Genomic DNA, 19,947 nt, shown 5'->3' on the forward strand with positions numbered 1-19,947 from the left:
GTTGGGGTTAAGGGCTTTATAATTTTGTGTTTTTATATTCGCCTAACACTTTGAAATATTCTGCCATAATGATCAATAGCGACTTTGCTTTCGCATAATCTTCGTATTTTTCAAAAGTGACATCGACAAAAAACGAATATTTCCAAGGCGTTTCTATTTTTGGTAACGATTGTATTTTTGTTAAATTCAATTTGCAATCGCTCATCACATTCAAAACTGCCGCTAAACTTCCCCGTTTGTGATCCAATTCAAATTTGATGGACGCTCTGTTAATTTCGTTTTCCGGAACAAATGAATTCTCCTTTTTGATAATCACAAAACGTGTCATATTATTTTTAATCGTTTGAATCTCCGGAGCCAAAATTTCTAAATCATACATTCTCGACGCCGTAATACTGGCAATTGCAGCAATCCCTTTCAACTGATTTCCCTGAATTCTACGTGCCGTTTCGGCAGTATCTTTATCTTCGACTAATTTTATATTTGGATATTTTTTAAGGAATTCCATACATTGCAAAATGGCCATAGGATGCGAATGTACTTCCAAAATATCTTCTATTTTCTGCCCTTTTAAGGCCATTAAATTTTGATGAATTATTAAATAATGCTCCCCAATAATGTGTAAATTATTCTTGTCAATCAATGCGTAATTCGGAATAATTGGGCCCGCAATAGAATTTTCTATAGCCATAACTGCCTGATCTGATTTACCGGAGAGCAGGTTATCCACTAACTCTTCAAAGGACAAACATTCATCTAAAGCAACCGCCTGATGAAAATATTCTTGCGCCACCTGATGGTGAAAAGAACCCGTTATGCCTTGTATTCCAATTATTTCATTCATTTTACACCTTTTTAAGCAAAAAAAAATCCCGATTTACATCGGGATTGTATATTTATAGTATCAATTTAATTTTATAATCAAATAACCATACAACAATCCCTTTCGACCTTCCAGAAGAAATAATAAGAGTTGCTAAAATAAAATCGGTTATTCAACATGCTGTTGTTTTTTGTATTAATTACTCTGCGAATGTATACATAATTTCCAGCTATCCAAAAAAAAAGGCTGATTTTATTGAACAAAAAAAGAATTCGCTAAAAAACTGGTTATTAATTATGTAATAATTAAAAAAAGGTCTTTAAAACACCAATAAGTCGTTGCTATTTTACTGTTTTTAAAACTATACCATTGAAACCGGCTAAAAAAAGTGGTTTTATACAACTACTTTTTCAGCAAGCCATTTTTTTCCTTCCGAAATTCGGGCAACCATCATCGCCGACACTAAATCACCATTCGCATTTAGCAATGTCGCCATTGGATCTACTAAAGTCCCCACAATCATTGCAGCTGGAAGAGCTTGTTCCATTGGGAAACCATAAACGGTAATCGCCAAAATTTCTCCTATATAACCTCCATTAGGAATTCCGCCTTCAACTACCGAAACAATTACTGTAATTCCTAACGCCACTAATAAGGTATTTGGATCCGTTAAATCTTTTCCGAACATGGCGAAAATTACCGCAATTTTCACAATAGATGACATACTGGATCCGTCTTTATGCAAAGGCGCACCCAGTGGAATAACTACATTTCTGATGTGAGCCGGAATATTCATTTTTTCGGCACCTTCCAGATTGGCAGGAATAGTGGCAATGCTGCTGCAAGTTCCCAATGCGGTTAAGGAAGGCGTAATATTATTTTTCCAAAATACTTTAAATCCTAATTTCCCTCCAGCGATAAAAGCGTACAAACTAAAAAACACAATAAAGTAGAAAGCACAAACCGCATAATAAAGCCCCAAAGGTTTTGCATAAGCTCCAAATAATTGCGGTCCAAAAATTCCAACCTGATACGCGAAATAAGCCCCCAAACCTATTGGAGCCGTTTTCATGATGATGTGTAACAATTGTTTCATCACTTCATTGCCTGAATTCAAAAACCTGCTGAAATCTTTTCCTTTTTCTCCGGAACGCAGGGCGGCAAACCCTATTAGAAAGGAAAAAATGATTAAGGCCAACATGCTTTTTCGAGAAAGCAGTTCATAAAAATCCCCCGCTGTAAGCAATTGGGTAATTTGTGAACCTGTATTTGTACTTTGTATACTTTCTAACGGTATTTTTGAAATAATGATGTCTTGATGAATGGGAAATAACAGGACACCAACCAGCATCAAAATGGCAGAAATTAATACGGTGCTTAAAAACACTCCCATAACAATTACAAATAATCTTCCCAGTTTCTCTGATTTTTCTAAATTGGCAATCGAAGATGCAATCGTAAAAAACACCAAAGGGATAATGGCGGTAAACAATAAATTCAGAAATATATCTCCCAATGGTTTAATCACTTCTACTTCCTTTCCAAAAACTAAACCCAATATACTTCCTGCCAAAATTCCGCCAAGCAGCAATAAAATACTTTTGTAGTTTTTCAAGAAACTCCCTGATTGTGTGTTTTTCAAATTCATGTTCATATAGTTTATGGTAAATATATAAATCTAAAAGAGAATATCCTCTTGCTCAATAAACTTTGACGAAGGTCTTTTATTTATTGAGTTACAAAAACAATAAATCAATACTTTTTCTGTTTACTTTTGCAACAAATAAAATTCCATGTCAATAGAAGTAAATAACATATCCAAAAGTTACGGTACTCAAAAAGCCTTAGACAACATTACATTTTCTGTCAAAAAAGGAGAAATAGTTGGTTTCTTAGGTCCAAATGGAGCCGGAAAATCAACTTTGATGAAAATATTGACCACTTACATCAATGCTGATGAAGGATCCGCAATAGTAAACGGAAATGATGTAAACACCAACCAAAAGGCAGTACAACTTTCAATTGGTTATTTACCGGAACACAATCCGCTGTATTTGGATTTGTATGTACGCGAATATTTAGCCTTTAACGCTGATGTGTATAAAGTAGCTAAATCCCGTATCGACGAAGTAATTCAACTTACTGGTTTAACTACCGAAAGTCATAAAAAAATAGGCCAATTGTCTAAAGGATATCGGCAACGTATGGGCCTTGCCAATGCGTTATTGCACAATCCCGATGTTTTGATTTTGGATGAACCAACCACTGGTTTAGATCCAAACCAATTAATCGAAATTCGTAATGTGATTAAAAATGTGGGAAAAGACAAAACTGTTTTCCTTTCGACGCACATTATGCAGGAAGTAGAAGCGATTTGTGACCGTGTTATTATCATCAATAATGGAAAAATTGTTGCCGATAAAAAACTGGACAACTTAATTTCTGAAGATAAGGAACAAGTGATTGAAGTAGAATTTGACTATAAAATCGAAGAACAAGCCATTGCTAAAATCGAAAATCTTGTTTCTTATAAAAATACGCACGACATGATTTGGGAGTTGACTTTCAAAGCGGATAAAGACATGCGTCCGGCAGTTTTTGATTTTGCCAATGCCAATGGTTTGAAAACATTGCAGCTCAACCAAAAGAATAAAAACTTGGAGGCCGTGTTTAGGGAGATTACGAAAAAATAGTAATCAGTGTTCAGTCGCAGTTTGCAGATGAAAAATACTAGCCATTTATAATACTTATACCGTTTGATTTGTCATTCCGACGAAGGAGGAATCCCATGCGGTGAGATTCCTCCTTCGTCGGAATGACAAAATTATGAGAATTTGGAATGAATAACGACATTTATAACCGTTAAATCCCTAGCCCAGATAGCAGTAAAAATCCTTTTCTTGTCTCGTTTTTTTAGACAAGAAAAGATTGTAACGAATAGCTGGAAATAGCTCCTAAAAAACCTTACTCGCTATTTGTCGAATATTTTCTGATTTTCCCATAGAATAATAGTGCAACACGGGAACACCGGCTGCTTTCAACTCCAATGATTGTTGGATAGCCCATTCGATTCCTACTTGTCTGATATCTGCGTTGTTTTTGCACTGATCAACCGCATGAATTAAATCTTCCGGCAGATCGATTCTGAAAATTTGAGGTAATACTTGCAGGTGTCTTTGCACTGCGATTGGTTTGATTCCCGGAATAATAGGAACGGTGATCCCCATTTCTCTGGCTTTCACAACAAATTCGAAGTATTTAGCATTATCAAAAAACATTTGCGTCACCACATAATCCGCACCGGCATCTACTTTTTCTTTGAGTCTTTTCAAATCTGAAATTAAAGACGGCGATTCTAAATGTTTCTCCGGATACCCTGCAACTCCAATGCAAAAATTGGCTTTATCATCAACATCCATGAGGTCATGCAAGTACTTCCCGCAATTTAATTGGTTAATTTGTTTGACCAAATCAACTGCAAAATCATTTCCTCCTAATTTAGGAACAAAAGACTGCTCGTCTTTCATGGCATCGCCACGCAAAGCCATCACATTATCAATTCCCAGATAATGACAATCAACTAATAAATATTCTGTTTCTTCTTTAGTAAAACCACCACAAAGCACATGAGGAATGGTATCTACATTATATTTATGCTTGATCGAAGCACAAATCCCAAGTGTTCCCGGACGCATTCTGGTTAGTTTTTTTTCCAATAAACCATTTCCTTTATCCATATAGATAAATTCTTCGCGAGAGGTGGTTACGTCTATGAATGGCGGTTTGAACTCCATCAACGGATCAATATTATTGTATAATTCCTGAATACTTTTGCCTTTTTGAGGCGGAATAATTTCAAAGGAGAATAACGTTTCTCCTTTGGCTGATTCTATATGTTGTGTTACTTTCATGATCCTCCCCCGACCCCTCCAAAGGAGGGGAGAACTCGGGTAATTTTAATTGAACAATATTTTTTTCTTCCTTTTCGGCTCCTCCCTTTCGGGGAGGCTGGGTGGGGATTTTAATCTGCTATATTCGGGCTTAACCATCTCGTGGCTACTTCAGTTGAAACGCTTCTTCGTTTCGCGTAATCAATGACTTGGTCTTCTTTTATTTTTCCAAGTCCAAAATACTTACTTTGCGGATTTCCAAAATAATACCCAGAAACCGATGAAGCGGGCCACATTGCCATACTTTCGGTCAAGGTCACTCCAATTTCTTCTGCAACATTTAGTAATTTCCAAATCGTAGGTTTTTCTAAATGGTCGGGACACGCCGGATATCCTGGAGCCGGACGAATTCCTTTGTAATCTTCTGCGATCATAGCCTCAGTACTTATATTTTCATCAGATGAATAGCCCCAAATTTCTTTACGGATTTTTTCGTGCAAATATTCAGCAAATGCTTCCGCAAAACGATCCGCCAATGCTTTTACCATAATCGAATTGTAATCGTCTAAATCTCTTTCGAATTCAGCCGCCCACTCATCAACACCAAAACCGGTCGTGACACAAAATGCGCCCATATAATCCGTTTTTCCGCTATCTTTCGGGGCTATAAAATCAGACAATGCGATGTTTGGAGCACCTTTTGTTTTTTGTGATTGCTGACGCAACGTCAAAAATTTCTCTAACACTTTTCCGTTTTCATCACTTAACTCAATGTCATCATCGTTCACTTGATTGGCAGGGAAAATTCCATAAATTCCTTTGGCTGTCAGTTTCTTTTCTTTCAAAATAACTTCCAACATTTCATTGGCATCCGCAAAAACGGAAGTAGCTTGTTCCCCAACAACAGTATCCGTTAAAATCGCTGGATATTTTCCGAACAACTCCCATGTTCTAAAAAACGGCGTCCAGTCAATGTACGGAACCAACACATCTAAATCGACTTCGATAGTTTGTTCGCCTATGATTTTTGGCTTTACAGGAGTAAAATTCTCCCAATCCAACTGCAATTTATTCTTGCGCGCTTGCTCAATAGTTAAGAAATTCTTGTCGCGTGAACGATTCAAAAACGTCTCTCTAAAGGCATCATACTCCGCTCTAATGTCGCTTGCATATATTTTTTTATCCTTGTTCAATAAACTTCCCGCCACCGTTACGGCTCTCGAAGCATCATTCACATGAATAACCGTTTCTCTGTATTGTGGTGCAATTTTCACGGCTGTATGTGCTCGCGAAGTTGTTGCCCCACCAATCATTATTGGAATTTTAAGTCCTCTTTTGTCTAATTCTTTAGCAAGAAAAACCATTTCGTCCAGTGACGGCGTGATCAATCCGCTCAATCCAATAATATCTACATTATGCTCAATGGCCGCTGCGATAATTTTTTCGGGAGGCACCATTACGCCTAAATCTACAATCTCATAATTATTACACGCCAGCACCACGCTTACAATGTTTTTACCAATATCGTGTACATCGCCTTTTACGGTTGCCATCAGGATTTTTCCATTCCCTTGTTTGTCTCCGGCTTGTTTGCTGGCTTCAATAAACGGCAACAAATAAGCCACTGCTTTTTTCATTACCCGAGCCGATTTTACCACTTGCGGCAAAAACATTTTACCCGAACCAAATAAATCCCCAACCACATTCATTCCTGTCATTAAGTTAATTTCAATAACTTCAATTGGTTTTTTTGCTGCCAGTCGAGCTTCTTCAATATCCAAAAGAATAAATTCATCCACTCCCTTCACTAAGGAATGTGTCAATCGTTCCTGAATCGTTCCAGAGCGCCATTCCTGAATCGCTTTTTCATTGCTCTTTACATCTCCTTTTACATTTTCGGCAAAATCCAGTAATCGCTCTGTGGCATCCTCTCGCCTGTTCAGAATTACGTCTTCAACGCGTTCTAAAAGATCTTTTGGAATTTCGTCATAAATAGACAACATTTCAGGATTCACGATTCCCATCGTCATTCCATGTTGGATGGCGTGGTACAAGAACACGGAGTGCATCGCCTCCCGAACTGTATCATTTCCTCTAAAAGAGAACGAAACATTACTTACACCTCCACTAATGTGTGCGTGAGGTAAATTTTCTCTAACCCATTTGGTTCCTCTAAAGAAATCCAAAGCATTCAAGCGGTGTTCTTCCATTCCTGTCGCTACTGGAAATATATTCAAATCGAAAATAATATCCTGCGGAGGAAAACCAACTTTATCTACCAATATATCATATGAACGTTGGCATATTTCTACCCGGCGCTCGTAATTATCTGCTTGTCCAGTTTCATCAAAAGCCATAATAATTGCCGCAGCACCGTAACGCTTAATCAATTTAGCGTGATGAATAAATTGTTCTTCGCCTTCTTTCAAGGAAATCGAATTTACCACACTTTTTCCTTGCACCACTTTTAGTCCAGCCTCAATGATATCCCATTTCGAGCTATCAATCATGATTGGAACTCTGGAAATATCCGGTTCAGCAGCAATCAAATTCAGGAATTTCGTCATGGCATATTCGCCATCAAGCATTCCTTCATCCATATTTATATCGATGATTTGCGCGCCACCTTCCACTTGCTCTTTGGCAATACTGAGTGCTTCCTCGTATTTTTCTTCCTTGATTAATCGAAGGAACTTTCTAGAACCGGTAACATTCGTTCGTTCACCAATATTTACAAATACGCTGTTAGGCGTAATGATTAAAGGCTCTAATCCTGATAATACCAAGTTTCTTCTAGTTTCTGCTTGTGCCATTTTTTATCTTTATTTGTCCTGCACGGTTTTAGAAACGGTACAAGTTTATGCTTTTGTTGTTTATTTCTACTTTTTTTTAACGTGTAGTTCGTTTTGTTTCTTATTATTTTGGGCGTGACCACAAGGGTCGGGCTATTCGTTACAAGTCCTCGACTAATTCCGTCCCGATAGCTATCGGGACTTCATTTGTCTGTGGGCTTTTCACTGCTATCCCTCACGCGGATATTGGTACTAAATCATCTATTATCAACAGAATATGCTCGTAATCCTAATTTTTATTTCATTCAACGGAATAAATTCCGTTGCTACAAAATATATCGTTCCTACGGAACTCGTACTTCGCTATCGCGAGCGTCCCGCTCGTGCCTATTCTAAATTATAATTCTATATTTCAAAATCTATTTATCCTGCCTTTGTTAATGGGCACGAGCTAGAAGCTCGCGCTAGCGGGGGAACCTAGCCACCCAGTTTGTCATTCCGACGAAGGAGGAATCTCATCAAACTATATCCGTAATGTGATTCCTCCTTCGTCCGAATGACAAAATCACACTTTATGTTTTTATTCTCTTTGTGGGCACGGATTACAAATCCGCGCTATCTAGTGTTATCAGTTCCGGCGCTGGCACTAACTTGGATTCAACTAAAAAAATCCATTTTCAAACATCACTACACAGTTTAAAAAAACCATGCAGGAAATTTAATTACATCGTTGCTGTTGAAACTCTAGGTTTATACTCCTTTGCGATATCAGCAATCAACTTAATGTGTTCTGGGGTTGTTCCGCAACAGCCACCTATGATATTTACTAAATTATCGTCTAAATATTCTTTGATAAAGGCTTGCATCTGTTCTGGCGTTTCATCGTACTCTCCAAAAGCGTTGGGTAATCCTGCATTAGGATGTGCCGAAACATTGAACGAAGTATTATGCGCTAAGGTTTGGAGATACGGTTTAAGCAAATCGGCACCCAAGGCGCAATTGAATCCTACACTCAACAACGGAATGTGTGAAACCGAAACTAAGAAAGCTTCCACGGTTTGACCTGAAAGTGTTCTTCCTGATGCATCGGTAATTGTCCCGGAAACCATGATTGGAATATCAATATTACGTTCGTCTTTGACTTCTTCAATAGCGAAAAGAGCCGCTTTGGCGTTTAACGTATCGAAAATAGTTTCCACCAACAGTAAATCACTTCCTCCGTCTATCAATGCTTCTACTTGTTGTTTGTAAGCAATGCGCAAATCATCAAAAGTTACCGCTCTGTAACCTGGATCATTTACATCTGGTGACATACTCGCTGTTCTGTTTGTTGGTCCAACTGAACCGGCTACAAAACGAGGTTTATCTGGATTTTTGGCTGTAAATTCATCGGCTACTTCACGGGCAATTCGTGCCGATTCGTAGTTAAGTTCGTAAACAATATCTTCGAGATGGTAATCTGCCATTCCGATGGTGGTTCCAGAAAAAGTATTGGTTTCAACGATATCTGCTCCTGCTTCAAAATAGGCGGCGTGTACCGCACGAATCGCTTGTGGTTGCGTAAGTGACAATAAATCATTGTTCCCTTTTAAGGAATGTGGAAAATCTTTGAAACGTTCTCCTCGAAAGTCTTCTTCAGAGAAATTGTAGCGTTGCAACATGGTTCCCATAGCTCCATCGAGTATGAGTATGTTTTTTTTAATGGCTTCTTGAATGCTTGACATATCTTGTTATTTCTTGTAAATCACGATCCATTTCGGGATTTACACTTTTGATTATTAATTACAAAAGTTCACTATATGAACTCTTTAGCCCCGATTGAAGCGATATCCTATTTTTCTGGCGTTCAGAAAAAAAGATATAGCGGAAAGCGGGAACAGTATTGGCAAAAAAACACCAATTGTTCGCTCCTGATACCGAAATTAATTCAGAAGGCTAAAAATATATGTTGTCAAGAAAAGGTTTGAGAAATACTGAGTGAGTATTCGTGTGTTATCTATCTTAAATACTGAAACTGGTTCTGTATAAAGTAGAATGTAGCACCTTCTTTAAAGATAAAGGGTTGCTAAGGTTTCATTGGGTCTTTCCCTCCGCCTTTCGTGATAACTTTCAATAAATATAGGAACAGTGCAAAGTAAAGACATAGCGCCTATACTTGCAAGTATTAGCGCTATATTTTTTAACTAGTTTGTATTAAGTTGTTAAACTATGGCTTTAACCACGGCTTTTGGAGCTTCTTTACGAGTTCCGTCAAATCCGTCAACACCAGAAACTGTAGTATATTTCAGCACATATTTCTTACCCGGATTGATTATTTGGTAGGCTGCCTGACACATCATAGTTGCTTCGTGGAATCCACAAAGAATCAATTTCAGTTTTCCTGGATAAGTGTTTACGTCACCAATGGCAAAAATTCCGGGAATATTCGTTTGATAATCCAAAGCATTATTTACTTTTATGGCATTTTTTTCAATGTCTAATCCCCAGTCTCCGATAGGACCTAACTTTGGAGTTAATCCAAAAAGCGGAATAAAATAATCTGTAGGAATGGTTCTGTGGGCACCATTTTCTTCAATATCAATTGATTCTAAATGTTCGGCTCCATTTAAACCAACTACTTCTGCCGGCGTGATCATTTTTATTTTTCCGGAATCTTTTAACTCCTGCACTTTTTCGACCGAATCCAAGGCTCCTCTGAATTCATTTCTACGGTGAATTAAAGTCACTTCGGAAGCAATATTCGACAAGAAAATACTCCAATCTAAAGCGGAATCACCACCTCCTGCAATTACTACTCTTTTGTCTCTGAATTTTTCCGGATTTTTAATGAAATACTTGATTCCTTTATCTTCGTAAAATTCGATGTCTTCAATCAATGGTTTTCTGGGTTCAAAACTTCCTAATCCACCAGCAATTGCTACAACTGGTGCATGGAATTTTTTTCCTTTATTTGAGGTGACAATAAAACTTCCGTCTTCTTGTTTTTCAATAGTTTCTGCACGCTCGCCAAGGGTGAATCCTGGCTCGAACTGCTTGATTTGTTCCATTAAATTATCCACTAAATCCCCCGCTAATACTTCTGGAAACCCTGGAATATCATAGATTGGTTTTTTAGGATATAATTCTGAAAGCTGTCCGCCCGCTTGTGGCAAAGCATCCAGAATATGGCATTTTAATTTCAATAATCCTGCTTCAAAAACGGCAAATAAACCAGTTGGTCCGGCTCCTATTATAAGTATGTCTGTTTTAATCATTTTTTTATTCTTTATGTAATGTAATTATAATAAACTATTTAGTACAAATTAACGATTGATTTTTACAACTTTAAATGATAAATATCATTCGTTAATTTGCAATGCTTTTATTCTTTGTTTTTTAATGCTTCTGTGATTTCGTTCATTTTTTGTACTTTTTCTTCGAAATTCCCTTTAAGCGTTTTGCGATATTCATTGAGGTTTTCGACCATTTTATTGATGTCATCCGGAATTATTTCTTCGAAAAACTCCCGTAATCTTTTGGCAGTTGTCGGTGATTTACCGTTGGTTGAAATGGCTATTTTCACATTTCCTTTGGTTACGATTCCGCCCAAATAATAATCACATAAATCCGGTGTATCGGCAATGTTGCAAATCAAATGTCTTTTTCGACACAAGTCGAATACCCGTTTATTTACTTTCAAATCATCGGTGCAGGCAATTACCATGTGGCGTTTGCGAAGCATCCAGCGATTGAACTTTTTATAGGTCAATATTACCGAAGGATGTTTTGCTGCCAGGCCTTCCAATTCTGGAAGAAACCTTGGCGCCACCACTTCAACATTGGCATTTGGACTGGATTTCAACATGAAAGATAACTTTTCTAAACCCACATTTCCTCCACCTACAATAAGTACATTGAGGTTGTGTAGTTTTAAAAAAACAGGATATAGTTCGTTTCTTTCCATTACTATCTTATTTTCCTCTCCCAACCCTCTCCGAAGGAGAGGGAGCCTGAGCTTGAATAATTTATACTTATTTTTTATGCAATGTTACTTAAAATGAATTCTTCGTAAAATCCTTTTAACTTGATACTTTCTTTGACCACTTCTCCAATAACAATTATAGCTGGTGAACTTAACTTTTTCTCCGCCACAACTCCTTGGATAGTGTTAATCGTTCCAACTCCAATTTTTTCCTGTGGAGTAGTTCCGTTTTGAATAATTGCAACAGGAGTTTCTCCTTTGGATTCCTTCTGGAATAATGACACAATTTGTGATAGTTTACTCATTCCCATCAAAATCACAACTGTTGCTGATGATTGCGCTGCGAGAGCTACATCATTCGACAAATTCCTGTTGGAAGTAGTGCCTGTGATTACCCAAAAACTTTCTGAAACACCTCTTTTTGTCAAAGAAATTCCTTGATAAGCCGGAACTGCAATCGAAGATGAAATTCCGGGGACTACAAATGTAGGGATTCCAAAACTTTCTGCAAATTCAATTTCTTCGCTTCCACGACCAAAAATAAATGGATCTCCACCCTTCAACCGAACGACATTTCCATAGGTAAGCGCATTATCAACAATCAACTGATTGATTTGGTCTTGCGAATATTCATGACAGCCTTTTCGTTTCCCTACAAATATTTTTATGGCATCTTTGGGTGCATGAATCATTATTTCCTCATTGGCTAGTGCATCATACAAAACCACATTCGCTTCTGCCAGCGCCTTTACTCCTTTCAGAGTAAGCAAATCCGGATCGCCAGGACCAGCGCCTACTAAAGTTACTTTGGGTTGTATTGTATTATGCATCAGCTAAATCTTTGGCTCTGTATTTCTCTATTGTATCAAAAAACGCAACTCCTTGTTGGATGTATTTTTGTGCAAATTCGGCAGAAGGCTCATTCGCTTTGATTTGATAAACCAAATCTTTAAAGCTTGAATCCAATTCTATTTTTTTGCTTTCGATAAAAACAGTATCAAATAAATCGATAATTCCAGCGTGGTGATTTGTTTTTTGGTTTTCTGCCAATAATATTGCTTTGGCACCGTTTACAAAACCTGCGTAGGCCAAGTAAATCGCATCTGCCCATTTTTCTTCTTCGAAAGCTTCTTGTGCAAAAGTCATTTTATCTTTGGCTTCTAATATTAAAGTAGCCACTAAATCAATTACTACACCTGCACATTCTCCTACTCCAACTGCTTTTACGTAGTTATCAGCATTTCCCCAATCTACAAAATCAGCCTCGGTAAGGTTTGTTATATCCGCTAATGGTTTCAAGAATTCATAGAAATATTTCTCTCCTTTGGCGTCGTAATAATTCAAGAACGATTGTCCGTTTCCGTTTGCTTCAAAATCATTTAAGATATAACGCAACGCATCGGGTCCTCTTCTGCTTGGAATTTTGATTACTTTATCCGAAAATCTTCCGTTTCCGTTTCCTAAATTCCCGCCACCTAATAATACCTGAAGTGCTGGAGCCACCAGTTTCCCTGCATTGATTGACATTCCTTGGAAACCAATTTCGGACATATTGTGTTGTCCACAAGCATTCATACAACCGCTAATTTTTATTGCGATTTGCTGATTGTTGCTGTATTGTGGGTATTCTGTTTTTAATACTCTTTCTAATTCATCCGCAATACCAGTGCTACTTGCAATACCTAAATTACACGTATCCGTTCCCGGACAAGCCGTGATATCTCCGATAGTATCATATCCTAAAGCAACAAAATCTAATTTGGCTAATTCTTGATAAAAGAACGCTAGATTTTCTTCTTTAATATTACGTAAAACGATGTTTTGTCGTAATGAAAAACGCAATTCATTAGCACCATAATTTTTAATCAAATCGGCTAACAATCTTGCTTTGTCCGTATAAAAATCTCCTAAAAGTACTTTGATACCAATAGCTACATATCCTGCTTGTTTTTGTGCAATCACATTTGATTTTTTCCAAGCTTCAAAAGCTTCAACATCCTCAATTATTACTGATGGTACAGCTAATAAAGGTTCTGAAATTGGTCCTTCAAAAGCGGTAGTGTCGATTTCGTAAGAATGAAAAGGTAATGCTTTTTTCTCTTCGTCAACCAAACGCAAAAACTCATCACGACCTAGGTCTTTGATTAAAAATTTCATACGCGCTTTCAAACGTTTTGCTCTTTCTCCGTAACGGTCAAAAACTCTGATTATACCTTCGGTAGTTGGAATAATTTGGTTCACCGGTACAAATTCTGAAAGCAATTCAGCGTGACTTGGTTGAGAACCTAAACCTCCGGCAAACATTATTTTGAACCCTTTTTCGCCATTTACAATTTTTGGAATAAATCCTAAATCGTGCAAATAACTCAAAGCAGTATCTTTATCAGAAGAGGAGAATGATATTTTGAACTTACGTCCCATTTCTTGACAAATTGGGTTACGCAATAAATATTGAAACAAACCATGCGCATAAGGCGACACGTCAAAAGGTTCGTCAACATCTACACCCGCTAATTCGCTTCCAGTAATATTACGCACGGTATTTCCACAAGCTTCTCTCAAAGTGATATCGTCTTTGGCTAACTCAGACCAAAGCTCCGGTGTTCTGTCTAAACTCACATAGTGAATTTGAATATCCTGACGGGTTGTAATGTGTAAACGTCCTGTAGAATATTTATCGGACACTTCCGTAATACGCTTCAATTGCTCGCTAGTCACTTTTCCGTATGGCAATTTAATACGAATCATTTGCACGCCTTCTTGGCGTTGACCGTAAATACCACGTGCCAAACGAAGACTGCGAAAACGCTCATCGTCAATTTGTCCACTTCGGAAGGAATGAATTTTTTTCTCTAAATCGATAATCTCTTTTTGGACAATCGGATCTTCTATTTCTGTTCTAAAACTTTGCATCTTTAGTTATGTTTATCCCCTCCCCAACCCCCCCCGAAGGGGAGGGAGTCGAAACTGGAAATATTATTACATTTTCTTTTAACTCAATTATTATTATATTCTTATCGTAAAAGGCAAACGCCTTAACTACCGGCATACTTTTATCTAGGATGTCTCCCTCCCCTTCGGGGAGGGCTGGGGTGGGGGCTATTTTATAAACCCAACTCCTGCTGTTGTGTTGGTTGCAGCATCTATTAAGATGAAAGCTCCGTTAGATTTATTATCAGTATAAGCATCAAAATAAATGGCTTTGCTCAATTTGATAGTTACTTCTCCAATTTCATTTATAGCTAATTGAGTCGCTGGTGTTGTTCCAGAATAATCGGTTGCGATTACGTTTTTTACATTATCAATTTTTGCCAAAACTCTATTGCTGTTGTGTTGTACATAATATTTTGCGCCTGCCACTAATTTTTTACTGTCCATCCAACAAACAGTTGTTGTAATGTCTTTTTCAATTTTAGGAAGTTCATTCGATTTTACAATCATATCCCCTCTGGTTACATTGATATCATTTTCCAGTTCCAAAGTGATAGAAGAACCAGCCGTAGCTTCATCAAATTGTTTATCAAAAAAGTGAATATTCGTTACTGTAGATTCAGTTAAAGAAGGAAGCACCGTTACTGCATCTCCTACTTTAATAGTGTTACCGTATAATTTTCCGGCATATCCTCTAAAGTCGTGATACTCTTCCGTTTTTGGTCGGATTACTGTTTGAACAGGAAAACGTGCGATCCCGTTTTCGTAGATATCATTTGGTTCCAATGATTCCAAATGTTCCAAAACCGTCTGTCCAGTATACCAAGGCATGTTCTCCGATTTATCGGCAACATTACCACCATTGATTGCACTTAGCGGAATGTAACTTACATTTTGTTCTTTGAAAGCACTTTTTGCATTTAATGCCTGAAAGTCTGCTTTGATTTTGTTGTATACTTCTTCTGAATAATCAACTAAATCCATTTTGTTTACCGCAACAATCACATCTTTTACTCTCAATAAATTATTGATAAAAAAGTGACGGTAGGTTTGCTCAATAACTCCTTTACGCGCATCAATCAAAATGATTGAAACTTGTGAAGTTGAAGCTCCGGTAACCATGTTTCGTGTATATTCAACGTGACCCGGAGTATCGGCAATAATGTAACTTTTTTTGGCTGTCGAAAAATAAATATGCGCCACATCAATCGTAATTCCTTGTTCTCTTTCAGCAACCAAACCATCGGTAGCCAATGAGAAATCTAAGTAATCGTATCCTTTTTGCTTACTGCTTTTTTCTATTGCTTCAATCTTATCTGTAGTCAACGATTTTGTATCGTACAATAATCTCCCGATTAATGTACTTTTTCCGTCATCTACACTTCCTGCTGTTGCTATTTTTAAAACTTCCATTTTATATTGAGTTTAAATTTTAAAGTATAAAACCTTTAAAACTCTTGTTTTTTTTATACTTGCTTACTAATTTTAAAAAATCAAATTCTAAAAATAACCTTGTTGTTTTCTTTTTTCCATTGCAGCTTCAGAACGTTTATCATCAATTCTGGCTCCTCTTTCAGAAATAGTTGAAGATCTAATTTCACCCACCACTTCCTGAATCGTTGCTGCATAAGAATCAACAGCTGCGGTACAACTCATATCTCCAACGGTTCTAAAACGAACAATTCTTTCTTCAATTTGCTCATCTTCTTCTTGGTAAACAAAAGGAGAATGAGACCAAATCATACCGTCTCTCAAGAATACCTTACGCTTGTGTGAAAAGTAAATCGATGGAATTTCGATTTGCTCTTGTTCGATATAACTCCAAACATCTAGCTCTGTCCAATTCGAAATTGGAAAAACACGAACGTTTTGACCGTTTTCAATTTTTCCGTTTAAAATATCAAATAATTCAGGACGCTGATTTTTTTCGTCCCATTGACCAAAATCATCACGAACCGAAAAAATACGTTCCTTCGCTCTCGCTTTTTCTTCATCTCTACGCGCACCACCGATGCAAGCATCAAATTTGAATTCTTCGATAGCATCCAAAAGTGTAGTCGTTTGCAAACTGTTTCTACTGGAGTACTTACCTGTTTCTTCTACAACTTTCCCTTCGTCAATAGCATCTTGCACATTACGAACGATTAATTCTAATCCCAATTCAGCAACTAATTTATCTCTAAAAGCAATAGTTTCAGGAAAGTTATGTCCCGTATCTACGTGCAACAATGGAAAAGGGATTTTCGCTGGAAAAAATGCTTTTTGAGCTAAACGTACCAAAGTAATCGAATCTTTTCCACCAGAGAAAAGCAATACCGGTTTGTCAAATTGAGAAATTACTTCTCTAAATATGTATATCGCTTCGCTTTCTAAAGCATTTGTTTTTAATATGGTACTCATTATATTTTTATTTATTCAAGGATTGAAAAATTCAAAAATTGAAAGATTGTTGTATTAATTTTTAATTATTTTTGGTGCAACCCACATTCTTTATGACTCGATTCCCATGACCATCTCCCTGCTCTGATATCTTCCCCTTCGGCTATGGCTCTCGTACATGGAGCACATCCTATACTTACAAACCCTTGTTTGTGTAATACATTTTGTGGCACATTATTTTTTTCTAAATAGGCTTCTACTTCTATCAAAGTCCATTTTAACAATGGATTGAATTTTATAATGTCGAACTTTTCATCGTATTCAAAAAGGTCTAAGTCATTTCTATTTTCGGATTGTTCCGCACGTAGACCAGTAATCCAGATGTCATTCCCTTTTAATCCTTTAGTCAACGGTGCCACTTTTCGAATAAAACAACACTCTTTTCTATTCTCCACCGATTCATAGAAGCTGTTTGGACCTTTATGATTTAACAACTCTTCCACCGCAATTGCTTCCGGAAAATAGGTTTTAATGTCAATTTTATATTTTCTTAAAGTTTTATGAAAAACATCATACGTTTCCTGAAATAATCGTCCTGTATCCAATGTAAAAATGGTAATTGGCAAATCATTTTTCGCAATTAAAGCCGTAATCACCTGATCTTCCTGACCAAAAGAAGTAGAAAAAACTACGTTATCCTTATATTCGTTGGCTAAAAAACTAAGCGTTTCCTCTATGGAAAAATCTTTGGTTTTATGCAATAAAGCTTTTACTGTATCTGTGCTCATAATTCCGTTTATCTTTTACAACAATTTTGACAAGGTTCTTAAACTCAAAATAATAATTAAAATACCTACCAAAATCATCATGGGTTTCCTTTTGATTTTATTAACTAATAAAGCAGCAATTGGCGCAGCAATAACGCCTCCTAAAATTAAACCTATAATAACCTGCCATCCTTGGATTCCTCCAAAAATCATAAATGTAATACCACTAGCGAAAGAAACCGCAAATTCGGCTGCATTCACAGAACCAATTGTATATCTAGGATTTCTACCGCGTCCTAATAATGTAGAAGTTACAATTGGCCCCCAGCCTCCACCTCCAACGGAATCCATGAATCCCCCAAAAGAAGCCAAAATATTCAATCGTTTCGTTTTCTTTTTAATAATATTTTTTTGCATTGCCTTTCTGATAATTATAACCGCCAAAGCGATCATATACACGGCAATAAAAGGCTTTATTGCATCCCCATCAATTACATCCGATAACAAATAAGCTCCGGTAATCGAACCCAAAATTCCGGGTATCAACAAATGCCGCACTAGTTTTTTATTGATATTCCCAAAACGATGATGAGAAATTGCAGAAGCTCCGGTGGTAAACATTTCAGCAACGTGAACACCTGTACTGCTGATTGCTGGCGGGATTCCATATGCCAATAAAAAAGAGGTAGAGGTTGCTCCGTAGCCCATTCCTAAAGTTCCATCGACTAGTTGTGCAAAAACGCCAATACAAAAAAAGATTAAAAACTCCTGATCGAACCCTCCCACAAAACCATTCCAAGAAAATTCAGCATGATGGTTGTACACCAATGTAGAAATTAATCCAACTAATAAAACAACCGGAATAACAACCCACAAGCGTTCTTTAAATGTAATTTGGGATTTTATCATCCCTTTATTTTCTTCTACTACTTCTTTATTCATGCTTGCAAGGTAAAATAAATTTTATTTATTATCTATTACCCTATCGGCATTGTAGATTAAAGCGCAAAAATAGTACTTTTTGTTTAACTACAACACTAATTTTTAAGTTTATTTTTTAAAAGGCGATATCCGCTAGGGTATTGTTTTCCAATATCATCAGGGTATTGTCTCGCACTTCGGTCATTAATTTCCGAACGGCGCAAGTGGTTTCATCGGCACAGTCTTCACAAGGCTCATAAAAATTATGGCTGGCACATGGAAGTAATGCAATAGGTCCCTCTAGAATACGATACACATGGGCCATATTTATTTCCTTAGGATCTTTTATCAAATAATAGCCTCCGCCTTTTCCTTTTTTGGCTCCTAAAAAACCAGAATGACGCAGTAATAATAAAATACTTTCTAAAAACTTGATCGAGATAGTCTCGCTCTTGGCTATCTCCGCTATTTGCACCGGAAAATTGTTTTTTTGGCGTGCCAAAAAAGTAAGTGCTTTTATTCCGTATTTAGTTTTTTTTGAAAGCATTTTAAAAAAATATAATTGAAGATTAATTATTTTTGATTGTAGATTTCAAAGCTGTCTGAAATCAACATTCTTTTTATATTGAAACAACAAAAATATACTTTTTGATTTAAGAATAGTGAATGGAGATTGATGATTTTTAATTTGTAGTAAATCTACAATCAAAAAATCCTTACAACAATGCCTGCTCTAAATCAGCAATCACATCTTTTACGGTTTCCAATCCTACTGAAACACGAACTAAACCATCGGTAATACTCACTGCTAAACGTTCTTAAATAAACCACATTGACCACGGTTTAAACCCTGGACTATTGTATGGCTTCAATCGTCATGACCTTTACGAAAATCCATCGGTAATACTCACTGCTAAACGTTCTTAAATAAATCACATTGACCACGGTTTAAACCGTGGACTATTGTATGGCTTCAATCGTCATGAACTTTACGAAAATCCATCGGTAATATTAACCGACAAACGTTCTTAAATAAACCACATTGACCACGGTTTAAACCTTGAACTATTGTATGGCTTCAATCGTCATGACCTTTACAACAATGCCTGCTCCAAATCAGCAATCACATCTTTTACGGTTTCCAATCCTACTGAAACACGCACTAAACCATCGGTAATACTAACCGACAAACGTTCTTAAATAAACCACATTGACCACGGTTTAAACCTTGAACTATTGTATGGCTTCAATCGTCATGAACTTTACGAAAATCCATCGGTAATACTCACTGCTAAACGTTCTTAAATAAATCACATTGACCACGGTTTAAACCGTGGACTATTGTATGGCTTCAATCGTCATGAACTTTACGAAAATCCATCGGTAATACTAACCAACAAACGTTCTTAAATAAACCACATTGACCACGGTTTAAACCTTGAACTATTGTATGGCTTCAATCGTCATGAACTTTACGAAAATC

16 protein-coding genes, 2 pseudogenes and 1 riboswitch are annotated in these 19,947 nt (G+C 37.0%); of the genes and pseudogenes, 2 read left to right on the forward strand and 16 right to left on the reverse strand.

Annotated features, from left to right (window positions below; translation table 11 throughout):
* Positions 1-16: 16 nt before the first annotated feature.
* Complete coding sequence (locus EKM01_RS13070; RefSeq protein ID WP_126555003.1) at positions 17-844, reverse strand: prephenate dehydratase; 828 nt, start codon at positions 842-844, stop codon at positions 17-19.
* 373 nt (positions 845-1,217) lie between these two features.
* Positions 1,218-2,471, reverse strand: a complete 1,254-nt coding sequence (locus EKM01_RS13075) for a dicarboxylate/amino acid:cation symporter (protein ID WP_126516157.1) — start codon at positions 2,469-2,471, stop codon at positions 1,218-1,220.
* Between the two features lie 145 nt (positions 2,472-2,616).
* On the opposite strand from EKM01_RS13075, the gene gldA reads away from it, so the two are divergent.
* Positions 2,617-3,516, forward strand: coding sequence for a gliding motility-associated ABC transporter ATP-binding subunit GldA (gldA, locus tag EKM01_RS13080; protein WP_126768617.1), 900 nt, complete (start codon positions 2,617-2,619; stop codon positions 3,514-3,516).
* Positions 3,517-3,777: 261 nt separating this feature from the next.
* Here gldA and metF read toward each other — a convergent pair whose 3' ends face one another.
* Both metF and metH read right to left on the reverse strand, forming a co-directional pair.
* Positions 3,778-4,734 carry a methylenetetrahydrofolate reductase [NAD(P)H] gene (gene metF, locus EKM01_RS13085; RefSeq protein ID WP_126768618.1) on the reverse strand — a complete coding sequence of 319 codons (957 nt, stop codon included), beginning with the start codon at positions 4,732-4,734 and terminating at the stop codon, positions 3,778-3,780.
* A gap of 110 nt (positions 4,735-4,844) precedes the next feature.
* Positions 4,845-7,526 (reverse strand): methionine synthase, encoded by a 2,682-nt coding sequence (gene metH, locus EKM01_RS13090; protein WP_126768619.1) that lies wholly within the window; start codon positions 7,524-7,526, stop codon positions 4,845-4,847.
* A 256-nt stretch (positions 7,527-7,782) separates the two neighbouring features.
* On the opposite strand from metH, the gene EKM01_RS14945 reads away from it, so the two are divergent.
* On the forward strand, positions 7,783-7,908 hold the full coding sequence (locus EKM01_RS14945) for a hypothetical protein (protein WP_255416337.1): 126 nt from the start codon (positions 7,783-7,785) through the stop codon (positions 7,906-7,908).
* Between the two features lie 319 nt (positions 7,909-8,227).
* On the opposite strand, the gene EKM01_RS13095 is transcribed toward EKM01_RS14945, so the two are convergent.
* The 12 genes and pseudogenes from EKM01_RS13095 to EKM01_RS13150 form a co-directional block, all read right to left on the reverse strand.
* A complete protein-coding gene (locus EKM01_RS13095; RefSeq protein WP_126554994.1) occupies positions 8,228-9,229 on the reverse strand; it encodes a homocysteine S-methyltransferase family protein in 1,002 nt (333 codons plus the stop codon).
* Positions 9,230-9,494: 265 nt separating this feature from the next.
* Positions 9,495-9,614, reverse strand: a riboswitch (SAM riboswitch).
* 92 nt (positions 9,615-9,706) lie between these two features.
* Complete coding sequence (locus EKM01_RS13100) at positions 9,707-10,759, reverse strand: NAD(P)/FAD-dependent oxidoreductase (RefSeq protein WP_091204228.1); 1,053 nt, start codon at positions 10,757-10,759, stop codon at positions 9,707-9,709.
* A 107-nt stretch (positions 10,760-10,866) separates the two neighbouring features.
* Entirely contained in the window at positions 10,867-11,448 is a 582-nt protein-coding gene (locus EKM01_RS13105) for a bifunctional precorrin-2 dehydrogenase/sirohydrochlorin ferrochelatase (RefSeq protein WP_126554992.1), read from the reverse strand.
* 74 nt (positions 11,449-11,522) lie between these two features.
* Entirely contained in the window at positions 11,523-12,296 is a 774-nt protein-coding gene (gene cobA / locus EKM01_RS13110; protein WP_126768620.1) for a uroporphyrinogen-III C-methyltransferase, read from the reverse strand.
* Entirely contained in the window at positions 12,289-14,379 is a 2,091-nt protein-coding gene (locus EKM01_RS13115) for a HEPN domain-containing protein (protein WP_126768621.1), read from the reverse strand. Before EKM01_RS13115 ends, cobA begins: the two co-directional genes overlap by 8 nt.
* Positions 14,380-14,565: 186 nt before the next feature.
* On the reverse strand, positions 14,566-15,810 hold the full coding sequence (locus EKM01_RS13120; protein ID WP_126743505.1) for a sulfate adenylyltransferase subunit 1: 1,245 nt from the start codon (positions 15,808-15,810) through the stop codon (positions 14,566-14,568).
* 87 nt (positions 15,811-15,897) lie between these two features.
* Complete coding sequence (gene cysD, locus EKM01_RS13125) at positions 15,898-16,797, reverse strand: sulfate adenylyltransferase subunit CysD (RefSeq protein ID WP_126453028.1); 900 nt, start codon at positions 16,795-16,797, stop codon at positions 15,898-15,900.
* Positions 16,798-16,862: 65 nt separating this feature from the next.
* Positions 16,863-17,564, reverse strand: coding sequence for a phosphoadenylyl-sulfate reductase (locus tag EKM01_RS13130; RefSeq protein WP_126768622.1), 702 nt, complete (start codon positions 17,562-17,564; stop codon positions 16,863-16,865).
* A 15-nt stretch (positions 17,565-17,579) separates the two neighbouring features.
* Complete coding sequence (locus EKM01_RS13135; RefSeq protein ID WP_231507414.1) at positions 17,580-18,485, reverse strand: sulfite exporter TauE/SafE family protein; 906 nt, start codon at positions 18,483-18,485, stop codon at positions 17,580-17,582.
* 115 nt (positions 18,486-18,600) lie between these two features.
* Positions 18,601-19,011, reverse strand: coding sequence for an Rrf2 family transcriptional regulator (locus EKM01_RS13140; RefSeq protein ID WP_126516147.1), 411 nt, complete (start codon positions 19,009-19,011; stop codon positions 18,601-18,603).
* Between the two features lie 169 nt (positions 19,012-19,180).
* Positions 19,181-19,282 (reverse strand): annotated as a pseudogene (locus EKM01_RS13145) (PLP-dependent transferase); the annotation flags it as partial.
* Positions 19,283-19,558: 276 nt separating this feature from the next.
* Positions 19,559-19,660, reverse strand: a pseudogene (locus tag EKM01_RS13150) (PLP-dependent transferase); the annotation flags it as partial.
* Between the last annotated feature and the right edge of the window lie 287 nt (positions 19,661-19,947).

The organism is Flavobacterium sp. RSP46, assembly GCF_003984825.1.
Classification (GTDB): Bacteria; Bacteroidota; Bacteroidia; order Flavobacteriales; family Flavobacteriaceae; genus Flavobacterium.